Annotated in this window: 1 protein-coding gene; it reads right to left on the bottom strand. The window is 70.5% G+C overall.

Features of this window, described 5'->3' with window-relative positions; translation table 11 throughout:
• Window positions 1–3: 3 nt before the first annotated feature.
• Window positions 4–14655, bottom strand: a complete 14652-nt coding sequence (locus ACT53Q_RS04275; RefSeq protein WP_476185420.1) for a DUF7507 domain-containing protein — start codon at window positions 14653–14655, stop codon at window positions 4–6.
• Between the last annotated feature and the right edge of the window lie 70 nt (window positions 14656–14725).

The raw sequence follows: 14725 nt of genomic DNA, 5'->3' as shown, positions 1-14725 counted from the left end.
CCCTCACTGCCCGTTCATTCCGGCGGGGGCAGCCGGATCCTCGTTGATGTCCACACGCAGTGCACCGCGGGCCTTCGCCGGCAGCGCCTCCGCGATCGCGTCGTAGACGGCCTTCGCACGACGCATGCCAAGTGCCACGTTGTAGTCGTCCGCACCGCGCTTGTCGGCGTGGCCGACCACCGCGACGCGGTTGCTGCCGACCTCGACCAGGTACTCCGCGATGCGGCGGATCAGCGGCCGGTATTCCGGCTTGATCTCGGCCCGGTCGGTCTCGAACAGGAAGGTGCCGATCAGCGGCCACGCCATCACGCCGACCACCGTCGAGGACGGATCGTGCGGGTTGGCGCGGACGCTGATGCGCAGGCCCGCCGCCGTCTCCGGCGACAGCTTCGCCACCAGCGCGTCGCGCACCGCGACCGCGCGCTCGAAGGCCAGCAGGTCGCTGTCGCCCTCGGCGCCGATCACGATCTCGCCGCCGCGGTGCTGCTGCGCTGCGTCGGCCATCTTGTCGATGGCCGCGCGGTACTGCGGGCGGATCTCGCTGCTGTCCGGAGCGAACATCACCGAGCCCAGCTCCATCTCGACCGACTGCGAACCGCCTTCCAGCACCGACACCGGCAGCTTCACGCCGAAGTCGAAGCGGGTCGGCACGCCCGGGGTCACGCGCTTCACCAGCGGGTTGTCGGTGGTGAACACCGTGCCCGGCGGCAGCGTGGCCGGATCGACCTTGAGGATCAGGTTGCGGCCACGTTCCCAGCGTCCGCCGTCGACACCCGCCAGGTGGTAGCGACCGTACTGGTCGGTCTCGACCAGCAGGCCTTCCACCGTGGCCAGACGCACGCCGGGGATGCCGCGCTCGTCGATGCCGGTGTTGGCGATCACGTAGTCGACCACGTAGCCGTCGGCCACCTGGCTGACATGGCGTTCCACCGTCGGCGCCGCCGCATTCAGTCCCTTGGCCGCATCGCCGCTCTTCTCGACGCGGGTGCTGCCGTCGGCCGCCATGCGCACCGTCACGCCCTGCGCCGAGGTCAGCACGAAGTCGTCGGTGAAGCGCAGGTCGCGCAGGGTCTGGCGGATGACGACGGTGTGCTTGGCCACCGGATCGCCTTCCGACTGACGCGCCGCGAGGTCGCCCAGCGCAATGCCGTGGAGCATCGGCGAGCTGTGGTCGGCTTCCGCCGCCGGGCCGTTGCCGCGATCGACCGTGGTCGAGTTCGGCACGTAGGCCTCCGGCGCGAAGCCGCCCTGGACATGCACCTCGCCCAGGCCCGCCGGATCCTGCCAGCCGTCGCCGTCGCGGTCGTTGAAGACCGTACCGACGATCAGCGAGTCGTCCAGCAGCGGATCGGCGACCAGCTGCACGTCCGCGGTCGCGGTGTTCGACACCACGTCGCCATCGTCCTCGACCACCGCGCTGTTGGTGTGGATGCCGGCGCGCACGCCCGCGCCCACGCGCAGCAGGTAGGTGATGGTGGCGCGACCGCCGGCCGGGATGTCGATCTGGTCGACCCGGATCGGGTAGGTCCCGACCAGGCGACCGGCACCGTCGGCATCCGCGACGCGCAGCGAGCCGTCGACGTAGGTGAAGCCGGCAGGCGGCGTATCGATCAGCGTGCCGTCGGTCATCGGCGTCTGGCTGGTGTTCTCCATCGTCACCGTGTAGCGGACCAGGTCGCCGACGTGGACGTCGTGCGGGCCGGCGGTCTTGGTGACGCGGATCGTCGCCGGAGCGCCGTTCACCGCCACCACCGCCGTGCCCGTGGACGTCACCGTCTGCGCCGAGGCCGAGGAACGGCCGGTCGCGGTGGCGACGTTGTCCAGCGTGCCGCCCGCCGCGGCCTCGGCCGCCGTCACCGTGTGCGTGTAGGTCGCACAGGTGGCGGACGCGCCCGGGGCCAGCGTGGTCGGCGAGCAGCTCAGCGTCGTCGGCGCACCGCCTTCGAAGCTGTCGGTCACGACCAGGTTGTCCAGCGTCACGTTGCCGGTGTTGGTCACGCCCACCGCGTAGGTGATCACGTCGCCCGCGTCCGCCTGGCCGATCACGCCGGTGTCGGTGGTGATCGTCGCGGTCTTGGTCGCCGCGATCGCCGGGTTGCGCGCGATCGGGGTGCTGGTGCTGTCAGGCGGGGACACCGTGGTGCCGCCGCCCGGCAGCGAGCCGGTCGCGGTCGCGGTGTTGTTCACCGTGCCCGCGTCGACTTCTGCCTGCGTGATCGTGTGCGAGCCGGTGCAGGTCGTGGACGCGCCCGGGGCCAGCGTGGTGGTCGGGCAGACCGCCGCCGCGGACAGGTTCGGGTCGTTGATCACCAGGCCCATCACCGTCACGTTGCCGGTGTTGGTCACCACGAAGCTGTACGGGATCGACGCACCGGCCGTGTTGGCGCTCGGGGTGCCGGCGATCTTGTCGATCGTCAGGCCCGGCTGCGCCGCCACGACCACCGTCGCCGTCGCCGTGTCGCAGTTGGTCGGGTTCAGCACTTCGCAGATCGTGTACGGGTACGTGTAGGTGCCCGCTTCCGTGTTCGGCGCGATGGTGATCGTGCCGTCCGCGTTCATCGTGATCGAACCCGACGCCGGCGTCGGCGCGGTGCCCGGGGTCAGCGTGACGTCGGCCGGGTTCACCGCCACGCCGTTCAGCGTGTCGTTGACCAGCACCGAGGCCGTCGAACCGCCGCCCACGCCGTTGACCGGCGGGAAGCTGTCGTCGACCGCGTCGATCGGGGCCGCACCCACGGTGACCACAACGATCGCCGTGTCGCAGTTCGCCGGGTTCAGCACCTCGCAGATCTCGTACGTCACCGTGTAGGTGCCGGCCGGCGTGCCCGGGGCAACGCTCACCGCGCCCGTCGCCGGGTTCAGGGTCACGTTCGGGTTCGTCGTCGCCAGCATGTTCAGCGTGACCGTCGCGAGGGTCGCCGGCGCGCCGTTGAGCGTGTCGTTGACCAGCACGTTCGGCACCGCGACGCCACCGGTCGCACCGTTCGCCACCGCACCGCTGTCGTCCACCGCGTCGATCGGCGCCGCCGCCACCACGATCGTGGCCGTGGCCGTGTCGCAGTTGGTCGGGTTCAGCACTTCACAGATGGTGTACGGGTAGCTGTACGTGCCCGCCGTTGTGCCCGGCGCGATCGTGATGGTGCCGTCGGCATTCATCGTGATCGAACCGGCCGTCGGCGTCGGCGCCGCACCCGGGGTCAGCGTGACGCTGGCCGGGGTCACCGCCGCGCCACCGAGCGTGTCGTTGACCAGCACGCTCGGCGTGTTGCCGCCGCTCGCACCGTTCACCGGACCGTAGCTGTCGTCCACCGCGTCGATGACCGCCGCACCCACGGTGACGGTGACCGTCGCCGTGTCGCAGTTGGTCGGGTTCAGCTGCTCGCAGATCCGGTAGACCAGCGTGTAGGTGCCCGCCGGCGTGCCCGGGGCCACGTTCACCGCGCCCGTCGCCGGGTTCAGGGTCACGTTCGGGTTGCTGGTGCTGACCTGCGTCAGCGTCACCGTCGCCAAGGTCGCCGGCGCGCCGTTGAGCGTGTCGTTGACCAGCACGTTCGGCACCGCGGTACCGCCGGCCGCGCCGGACGCCACCGTGCCGATGTCGTCCACCGCGTCGATCGGCGCCGCCGAGACCACGATCGTGGCCGTCGCCGTGTCGCAGTTCGCCGGGTTCAGCACTTCGCAGATCGTGTACGGATAGGTGTACGTGCCCGCCGTCGTGCCCGGCGCGATCGTGATGGTGCCGTCGGCATTCATCGTGATCGAACCCGCTGCCGGCGTCGGCGCCGCACCCGGGGTCAGCGTGATGCTGGCCGGGTTCACCGCGACACCACCCAGCGTGTCGTTGACCAGCACGCTCGGCGTGGTCGCGCCGTTCGTGCCGTTCACCGGACCGTAGCTGTCGTTCACCGCATCGATCGCCGCCGCACCCACGGTGACGGTGACCGTCGCCGTGTCGCAGTTGGTCGGATTGAGCTTCTCGCAGATCTGGTACACGAGCGAGTAGGTACCGGCCGGCGTGCCCGGAGCCACGTTCACCGCGCCCGTCGCCGGGTTCAGCGTCACGTTCGCGTTCGTCGTCGCCACCTGCGTCAGCGTCACCGTCGCGAGGGTCGCCGGCGCGCCGTTCAGCGTGTCGTTGACCAGCACGTTCGGCACCGCCGTGCCACCCGAAGCGCCGCTCGCCACCGTGCCGGTGTCGTTGACCGCGTCGATCGGGGCCGCCGCCACGGTGACGGTCGCCGTCGCCGTGTCGCAGTTGGTCGGATTGAGCTTCTCGCAGATCGTGTACGGATACGTGTAGATGCCGGCCGTCGTGCCAGGCGCGATCGTGATGGTGCCGTCGGCATTCATCGTGATCGAACCGGCCGCCGGCGTCGGCGCCGCACCCGGCGTCAGCGTGACGTTGCCGCTCGCACCCACCGTCACCGCACCGCCGTTCAGCGTGTCGTTGACCAGCACGCTCGGCGTGGTCGCACCGCTGGCACCGTTCACCGGACCGTAGCTGTCGTCCACCGCATCGATCGGCGCCGCGCCCACGGTGACGGTGACCGTCGCCGTGTCGCAGTTCGTCGGGTTCAGCTTCTCGCAGATCTGGTACACGGCCGTGTACGTGCCGGCCGGCGTACCCGGCGCGACGTTCACCGCGCCCGTCGCCGGGTTCAGCGTCACGTTCGGGTTGCTGGTGCTGACCTGCGTCAGGTTCACCGTCGCCAGCGTCGCCGGTGCGCCGTTCAACGTATCGTTGACCAGCACGTTCGGCACCGCCGTACCGCCGGAAGCGCCGTTCGCCACCGTGCCGGTGTCGTTGACGGCATCGATCGGCGCCGCACCCACGGTGACGGTGACCGTCGCCGTGTCGCAGTTGGTCGGGTTGAGCTTCTCGCAGATCTGGTACACGAGCGTGTACGTGCCGGCCGGCGTACCCGGCGCGACATCCACCGCACCCGTCGCCGGGTTCAGCGTCACGTTCGGGTTCGTCGTCGACACCTGCGTCAGGTTCACCGTCGCCAGCGTCGCCGGCGCGCCGTTGAGCGTGTCGTTGACCAGCACGTTCGGCACCGCCACACCGCCCGACGCGCCCGACGCCACCGTGCCGGTGTCGTTGACCGCATCGATCACGGCCGCAATCACCGTGATGGTCACCGTCGCCGTGTCGCAGTTCGTCGGGTTGAGCTTCTCGCAGATCGTGTACGGATACGCGTAGATGCCCGCGGTCGTGCCAGGCGCGATCGTGATGGTGCCGTCGGCATTCATCGTGATCGCACCGGCCGCCGGCGTCGGCGCCGCACCCGGGGTCAGCACGGCGTTGCCGCTCGCACCCACCGTCACCGCACCGCCGTTGAGCGTGTCGTTGACCAGCACGCTCGGCGTGGTCGCACCGCTGGCACCGTTGATCGGGCCGTTGCTGTCGTCCACCGCGTCGATCACGGCCGCACCCACGGTGACCGTCACGGTCGCCGTGTCGCAGTTGGCCGGGTTGAGCTTCTCGCAGATCCGGTACGTGACCGTGTACGTGCCGGCCGGCGTGCCCGGCGCCACGTTCACCGCGCCCGTCGCCGGGTTCAGCGTCACGTTCGGGTTCGTCGTCGTCACCTGCGTCAGGTTCACCGTCGCCAACGTCACCGGCACGCCGTTGAGCGTGTCGTTGAAGAGGACGTTCGGCACCGCCGTGCCGCCGGAGGCGCCGTTCGCCACCGTGCCGGTGTCGTCCACCGCGTCGATCGTCGCCGCCGACACGGTCACCGTCGCCGTCGCCGTGTCGCAGTTCGTCGGGTTCAGCACTTCGCAGATCGTGTACGGATAGGTGTAGATGCCCGCCGTCGTGCCAGGGGCGATCGTGATGGTGCCGTCGGCATTCATCGTGATCGAACCGGCCGCCGGGGTCGGCGCCGCACCTGGCGTCAGCGTGACGTTGCCACCCGCGCCCACCGTCGCCGGGGCGCCGTTGAGCGTGTCGTTGAGCAGCACGCTCGGCGTGGTCGCGCCGCCGGCGCCGTTCACCGGGCCGTAGCTGTCGTCCACCGCATCGATCGGCGCCGCGCCCACGGTCACCGTCACGGTGGCCGTGTCGCAGTTGGTCGGATTGAGCTTCTCGCAGATCTGGTACGTCACCGTGTAGGTGCCCGCCGGCGTGCCCGGGGCCACGTTCACCGCACCCGTCGCCGGGTTCAGGGTCACGTTCGGGTTCGTCGTCGACAGCTGCGTCAGGTTCACCGTCGCCAGCGTCGCCGGCACGCCATTCAGCGTGTCGTTGACGAGGACGTTCGGCACCGCGGTCCCGCCCGACGCGCCATTCGCCACCGTGCCGGTGTCGTTGACCGCGTCGATCGGCGCCGCCGCCACGGTGACGGTCACGGTCGCCGTGTCGCAGTTGGTCGGGTTGAGCTTCTCGCAGATCTGGTACACGACCGTGTACGTGCCGGCCGGGGTGCCCGGGGCCACGTTCACCGCACCCGTCGCCGGGTTGAGCGTCACGTTCGGGTTGCTGGTGCTGACCTGCGTCAGGTTCACCGTCGCCAGGGTCGCCGGCGCGCCGTTCAACGTGTCGTTGACCAGCACGTTCGGCACCGCCGTGCCGCCCGACGCGCCGTTCGCCACCGTACCGGTGTCGTCCACCGCGTCGATCACGGCCGCACCCACGGTCACCGTCACGGTCGCCGTATCGCAGTTGGTCGGGTTGAGTTTCTCGCAGATCTGGTAGGTCACCGTGTAGGTGCCCGCCGGCGTACCCGGCGCGACATCCACCGCGCCCGTCGCCGGGTTCAGCGTCACGTTCGGGTTCGTCGTCGACACCTGCGTCAGGTTCACCGTCGCCAAGGTCGCCGGCACGCCGTTGAGCGTGTCATTGACAAGGACGTTCGGCACGGCTGTGCCGCCCGAAGCGCCCGACGCCACCGTGCCGGTGTCGTTGACCGCGTCGATCGGCGCCGCACCCACGGTGACGGTGACCGTCGCCGTGTCGCAGTTGGTCGGGTTGAGCTTCTCGCAGATCTGGTACGTCACCGTGTAGGTGCCCGCCGGCGTACCCGGCGCGACGTTCACCGCGCCCGTCGCCGGGTTCAGCGTCACGTTCGGGTTCGTCGTCGACACCTGCGTCAGGTTCACCGTCGCCAGGGTCGCCGGCACGCCGTTGAGCGTGTCGTTGACGAGCACGTTCGGCACCGCGGTCCCGCCCGACGCGCCATTCGCCACCGTGCCGGTGTCGTCCACCGCATCGATCGGCGCCGCGCCCACGGTCACCGTCACGGTCGCCGTGTCGCAGTTGGTCGGGTTGAGCTTCTCGCAGATCTGGTAGGTCACCGTGTAGGTGCCCGCCGGCGTACCCGGGGCCACGTCCACCGCACCCGTCGCCGGGTTGAGCGTGACGTTCGGGTTGCTGGTGCTGACCTGCGTCAGGTTCACCGTCGCCAGCGTCGCCGGCACGCCGTTGAGCGTGTCGTTGACCAGCACGTTCGGCACTGCCGTGCCGCCCGACGCGCCGTTCGCCACCGTGCCGGTGTCGTTGACCGCGTCGATCGGCGCCGCACCCACGGTGACGGTGACCGTCGCCGTGTCGCAGTTCGTCGGATTGAGCTTCTCGCAGATCTGGTAGGTCACCGTGTAGGTACCGGCCGGCGTGCCCGGGGCCACGTCCACCGCACCCGTCGCCGGGTTCAGCGTCACGTTCGGGTTCGTCGTCGACACCTGCGTCAGGTTCACCGTCGCCAGCGTCGCCGGCACGCCGTTGAGCGTGTCGTTGACCAGCACGTTCGGCACCGCCGTGCCACCCGACGCGCCCGACGCCACCGTGCCGGTGTCGTCGACCGCGTCGATCGGCGCCACCGCCACGGTGACGGTCGCCGTCGCCGTGTCGCAGTTCGTCGGGTTCAGCACTTCGCAGATCGTGTACGGATAGGTGTACACACCGGCCGTGGTGCCAGGCGCGATCGTGATGGTGCCATCGGCATTCATCGTGATCGAACCGGCCGCCGGCGTCGGCGCGGCGCCAGGTGTGAGCGTGACGTTGCCGCCCGCGCCCGTCGTCACCGCACCGCCGTCCAGGGTGTCATTCACCAGGACGCTCGGGGTCGTCGCACCACTGGCGCCATTGATCGGGCCGTAGCTGTCGTCCACCGCATCGATCGCCGCCGCACCCACGGTGACGGTGACCGTCGCCGTGTCGCAGTTGGTCGGATTGAGCTTCTCGCAGATCTGGTACACGAGCGAGTAGGTACCGGCCGGCGTGCCCGGCGCCACGTTCACCGCGCCCGTCGCCGGGTTCAGCGTCACGTTCGCGTTCGTCGTCGCCACCTGCGTCAGCGTCACCGTCGCGAGGGTCGCCGGCGCGCCGTTGAGCGTGTCGTTGACCAGCACGTTCGGCACCGCAGTCCCGCCGGCCGCGCCAGACGTCACCGTGCCGGTGTCGTTGACTGCGTCGATCGGCGCCGCCGCCACGGTGATGGTCGCCGTCGCCGTGTCGCAGTTCGTCGGGTTCAGCACTTCGCAGATCGTGTACGGATAGGTGTACACACCGGCCGTCGTGCCCGGGGCGATCGTGATGGTGCCGTCGGCATTCATCGTGATCGAGCCGGCCGCCGGCGTCGGCGCCGCACCCGGCGTCAGCGTGACGTTGCCGCCCGCGCCCACGGTCACCGCACCGCCGTTCAGCGTGTCGTTGACCAGCACGCTCGGCGTGGTCGCACCGCTGGCGCCGTTCACCGGGCCGTAGCTGTCGTCCACCGCGTCGATCGGCGCCGCGCCCACGGTGACGGTGACCGTCGCCGTGTCGCAGTTCGTCGGATTGAGCTTCTCGCAGATCTGGTAGGTCACCGTGTAGGTGCCCGCCGGCGTGCCCGGCGCCACATCCACAGCACCCGTCGCCGGGTTCAGCGTCACGTTCGGGTTGCTGGTGCTGACCTGCGTCAGGTTCACCGTCGCCAGCGTCGCCGGTGCGCCGTTCAACGTGTCGTTGACCAGCACGTTCGGCACCGCCATCCCGCCGGCCGCGCCATTCGCCACCGTGCCGGTGTCGTTGACGGCATCGATCACCGCCGCACCCACGGTCACCGTCACGGTCGCCGTGTCGCAGTTGGTCGGGTTGAGCTTCTCGCAGATCTGGTAGGTCACCGTGTAGGTGCCCGCCGGTGTACCCGGCGCGACATCCACCGCGCCCGTCGCCGGGTTCAGCGTCACGTTCGGGTTCGTCGTCGACACCTGCGTCAGGTTCACCGTCGCCAGCGTCGCCGGCACGCCGTTGAGCGTGTCATTGACGAGGACGTTCGGCACCGCCGTGCCGCCCGAAGCGCCCGACGCCACCGTGCCGGTGTCGTTGACCGCGTCGATCGGCGCCGCAACCACCGTGACGATCGCCGTCGCCGTATCGCAGTTGGTCGGATTGAGCTTCTCGCAGATCGTGTACGGGTAGGTGTAGATGCCCGCCGTCGTGCCCGGCGCGATCGTGATGGTGCCGTCGGCATTCATCGTGATCGAACCGGCCGCCGGCGTCGGCGCGGCGCCAGGCGTCAGCGCGACGTTGCCGCTCGCGCCCGCCGTCACCGCACCGCCGTTCAGCGTGTCGTTGACCAGCACGCTCGGCGTGGTCACGCCGCTGGCACCGTTGATCGGGCCATAGCTGTCGTCCACCGCGTCGATCGGCGCCGCCGACACCACGACCGTCGCGGTCGCGGTATCGCAGGTCGCGGGGATCGTCGCCGGGAAGGTGCAGATCGTGTACGGATAGAGATACGTGCCCGCAGCGGTGCCCGCAGCCACCGTGATCGTGCCGTCGGCATTCATGGTCAGGCCGGCATTCGGGCTCGCGCCCGGCGTCAGCGTGACGTTGGTGCCGATCACTGCCGCCACGCCGTTCGACGTGTCGTTGGTGATCACCGTGGCCGTCGTGCCGCCCGCGATGCCGTTGATCGGCGTCGTCGAGAAGTCATCGTTGACCGCATCGATGAGCGCATTCGTCGGCGTGGTCACGCTGCTGCTGCAGTGCGCCGCCGCCGGACAGGTCGTGTCGCCGCCGCCGGTCACGCTCGCCGTGTTGGTCACGCTCGGCACGGCACCCGCCGTCGGCGTCACCGGGATCACGAAGCTCGTGTTGCTGCCCGCGGCGAGGCCCGCCGCGATCGTGCAGGTCACCGTCTGGCCGGCTGCCGTGCAGCCCGCCGGCAGCGTGCCGATCGTCAGACCGGTCGGGATCGCGTCGGTGATCGTGGAGACAGCATTCGTCGCCGCCGTACCGGTGTTGCTCACCTGCAGCGTGTAGCTCGCCGGGACACCGACCGTGAACGAAGCGGCGGACGCCGTCTTCGTCAGCGTCAGCACCGGCGCATTCACCGGCGTCGGACCCACCGTGCTCGTGCAGCGCGCAGCAGCCGGGCAGGTCGGATCACCGCCACCCGTCACCGTCGCCGTATTGGTCACGCTCGGCTGCGCCGCCGTGGTCGGCGTCACCGGGATCACAAAGCTCGTGCTGCTGCCGGCCGCCAGGCCGGAGGCAATGGTGCACGTCACCGTCTGGCCGGCTGCCGTGCAGCCCGCCGGCAGCGTGCCGATGGTCAGGCCCGCCGGGATCGTGTCGGTGATCGTGGAGACGGCATTCGTCGCCGCCGTGCCGGTGTTGCTCACCTGCAGCGTGTAGGAAGCCGGGACGCCCACCGTGAACGAAGCAGCGCTCGCCGTCTTCGTCAGCGTCAGCACCGGCGCATTCACCGGCGTCGGACCCACCGTGCTCGTGCAGCGCGCAGCAGCCGGGCAGGTCGGATCACCGCCACCCGTCACCGTCGCCGTATTGGTCACGCTCGGCTGCGCCGCCGTGGTCGGCGTCACCGGAATCACGAAGCTCGTGCTGCTGCCGGCCGCCAGGCCCGCCGCGATCGTGCACGTCACCGTCAGGCCCGCAGCGGTACAGCCCGCCGGCAGCGTGCCGATCGTCAGACCCGCCGGGATCGTGTCGGTGATCGTCGAGACAGCGTTCGTCGCCGCCGTGCCGGTGTTCGACACCTGCAGCGTGTACGAAGCCGGAACACCGACCGTGAACGAAGCAGCGCTCGCCGTCTTCGTCAGCGTCAGCACCGGCGCGTTGACCGGCGTCGGGCCGGCTGTGCTCGTGCAATGCGCCGCCGCCGGGCAGGTCGGATCACCGCCGCCCGTCACCGTCGCCGTATTGGTCACGCTCGGCTGCGCCGCCGTGGTCGGCGTCACCGGGATCACGAACGACGTGCTGCTGCCGGCCGCCAGGCCGGACGCAATCGTGCACGTCACCGTCTGGCCGGCTGCCGTGCAGCCCGCCGGCAGCGTGCCGATGGTCAGACCGGTCGGAATCGTGTCGGTGATCGTGGAGACAGCATTCGTCGCCGCCGTGCCGGTATTGCTCACCTGCAGCGTGTAGCTGGCCGGCACACCGACCGTGAAGCTTGCCGCCGAGGCGGTCTTCGTCAGCGTCAGCACCGGCGCGTTCACCGGGGTCGGACCCGCCGTGCTCGTGCAGTGCGCCGCCGCCGGGCAGGTCGGATCGCCACCGCCCGTCACCGTCGCCGTATTGGTCACGCTCGGCTGGGCCGCCGTCGTCGGCGTCACCGGGATCACGAAACTCGTGCTGCTGCCCGCGGCGAGGCCCGCCGCGATCGTGCACGTCACCGTCTGGCCAGCTGCCGTGCAGCCCGCCGGCAGCGTGCCGATCGTCAGGCCCGTCGGGATCATGTCGGTGATCGTCGAGACAGCGTTCGTCTCCGCCGTGCCGGTGTTCGACACCTGCAGCGTGTACGAAGCCGGGACACCGACCGTGAACGAAGCGGCGCTCGCCGTCTTCGTCAGCGTCAGCACCGGCGCGTTCACCGGGGTCGGACCCGCCGTGCTCGTACAGTGCGCCGCCGCCGGGCAGGTCGGATCACCGCCACCCGTCACCGTCGCCGTGTTCGTCACGCTCGGCTGTGCCGCCACCGTCGGCGTCACCGGGATCACGAAGCTCGTGCTGCTGCCGGCCGCCAGGCCGGCCGCAATCGTGCACGTCACCGTCTGGCCCGCGTTGGTGCAGCCCGCCGGCAAGGTGCCGATCGTCAGGCCGGTCGGGATCGTGTCGGTGATCGTGGAGACGGCATTGGTCGCCGCCGTGCCGGTGTTGCTCACCTGGAGCGTGTAGCTCGCAGGCACGCCCACCGTGAAGCTCGCCGCCGAGGCGGTCTTGGTCAGCGTCAGCACCGGCGCGTTCACCGGCGTCGGACCCACCGTGCTCGTGCAGTGCGCCGCCGCCGGGCAGGTCGGATCACCGCCGCCGGTCACCGTCGCCGTGTTCGTCACGCTCGGCTGTGCCGCCGTCGTCGGCGTCACCGGGATCACGAAGCTCGTGCTGCTGCCGGCCGCCAGGCCCGCCGCAATCGTGCAGGTCACCGTCTGGCCCGCGCTCGTGCAGCCCGCCGGCAGCGTGCCGATCGTCAGACCCGTCGGGATCGTGTCGGTGATCGTGGAGACGGCATTCGTCGCAGCCGTGCCGGTGTTGCTCACCTGCAGCGTGTAGCTGGCCGGGACACCGACCGTGAACGAAGCAGCGCTCGCCGTCTTCGTCAGCGTCAGCACCGGCGCGTTCACCGGCGTCGGGCCGGCCGTGCTCGTGCAATGCGCCGCCGCCGGGCAGGTCGGATCACCGCCGCCCGTCACCGTCGCCGTGTTCGTCACGCTCGGCTGCGCCGCGACCGTCGGCATCACCGGGATCACGAACGACGTGCTGCTGCCGGCCGCCAGGCCGGACGCAATCGTGCACGTCACGGTCTGGCCCGCGCTCGTGCAGCCCGCCGGCAGTGTGCCGATGGTCAGACCCGTCGGGATCGTGTCGGTGATCGTGGAGACGGCATTGGTCGCGGCAGTGCCGGTGTTCGACACCTGCAGCGTGTAGCTGGCCGGCACACCGACCGTGAAGCTTGCCGCCGAAGCGGTCTTCGTCAGCGTCAGCACCGGCGCATTCACCGGTGTCGGGCCGGCCGTGCTCGTGCAATGCGCCGCCGCCGGGCAGGTCGGATCACCGCCGCCGGTCACCGTCGCCGTGTTCGTTACGCTCGGCTGCGCCGACACCGTCGGCGTCACCGGGATCACGAAGCTCGTGCTGCTGCCCGCAGCGAGGACCGCCGCGATCGTGCAGGTCACCGTCTGGCCAGCTGCCGTGCAGCCCGCCGGCAGCGTGCCAATCGTCAGACCGGCCGGAATCGTGTCAGTGATGGTCGAGACAGCATTCGTCGCCGCCGTGCCGGTGTTGCTCACCTGCAGCGTGTAGCTCGCAGGCACGCCGACCGTGAACGAAGCGGCGCTCGCCGTCTTCGTCAGCGTCAGCACCGGCGCATTGACCGGCGTCGGACCCACCGTGCTCGTGCAGCGCGCCGCGGCGGGACACGTGGTGTCGCCGCCACCGGTCACGCTCGCCGTGTTGGTCACGCTCGGCTGTGCCGCCGTCGTCGGCGTCACCGGAATCACGAAGCTCGTGCTGCCGCCCGCGGCGAGGCCCGCCGCGACCGTGCAGGTCACCGTCTGGCCCGCGGCAGTACAGCCCGCCGGCAGCGTGCCGATGGTCAGACCCGTCGGGATCGTGTCGGTGATGGTCGACACGGCGCTGGTCGCCGTCGTGCCGGTATTGCTCAGCTGCAGCGTGTAGCTCGCAGGCACGCCCACCGTGAACGAAGCGGCGGACGCCGTCTTCGTCAGCGTCAGTTGCGGCGCATTGACCGGCGTCGGGCCGACCGTGCTCGTGCAGCGCGCCGCGGCAGGACACGTGGCATCGCCACCGCCGGTCACGCTCGCCGTGTTGGTCACGCTCGGCTGTGCCGCCACCGTCGGCGTCACCGGAATCACGAAGCTCGTGCTGCCGCCCGCGGCGAGGCCCGCCGCGACCGTGCAGGTCACCGTCTGGCCGGCCGCTGTGCAGCCTGCCGGCAGCGTGCCGATCGTCAGGCCCGCCGGGATCGTGTCGGTGATGGTGGAGACGGCGGTCGTCGCTGCGGTGCCGGTATTGCTGAGCTGCAACGTGTACGACGCCGGGGCGCCCACCGTGAAGCTCGCGCCCGAGGCCGTCTTCGTCAGCGTCAGCTGCGGGCGGTCGACCGTCGTGGTGACCGAACCGGTGTTGTTGCCGGTGCAGGTGACGGGCGAGCCCGAGCAGTTGGGATCGCCGACGCCGGTCGGCGGCAGCACGGTGGCGGTGTTGGTGATGCTCGCCGCGGCGGCGGAGCCGACCGTGCAGGCGATGGTGAGGGTGGCGCTGCCGCCATTGGCGAGCGCCAGACCGGTCCAGGTGCCGGTGCCGGTCGCGCCGGGGGCGATGGTGCCGACGGTGAACGTGCCGGCGGACGGGGTGTACGTGCAGCCGGTCAGACCGGCGGGCAGGCTTTCCTGGAGGGAGAGGGTGTCACCGGCAACGATTGCGCTGGGGCCGCCGTTGGTCAGGGTGAGGGTGTAGTTGAGGATCTGGCCGACGATCACCGGGCTGGGGCTGGCGGTCTTCACCAGGCTCAGGTCCGAAGTGCGGACGATGGTGTCGCTGTCGGTCGCGGTGTTGTTCGCAACGTTGGGGTCGGTGACGGTGACCGGGGGCGCGACCGAAGCGGTGTTGACCGCCTGCGACCAGGCGACCGGGCTCGCGAGGAGTCCGGCAGCGAGCAGGGTGACGGCGACGATCGAACGGCGCACGATTTCCGCGATGCAAGTCGGTTTGGCCAGCACTGAAACTCCCCCTGGGCCGACCGGTATGCGGTCGCCA

Source organism: Lysobacter sp. DMC97, from assembly GCF_056313745.1.
The sequence above is the reverse complement of the archived record's forward strand: the minus strand, read 5'-3'. Positions and strand labels throughout refer to the sequence as shown.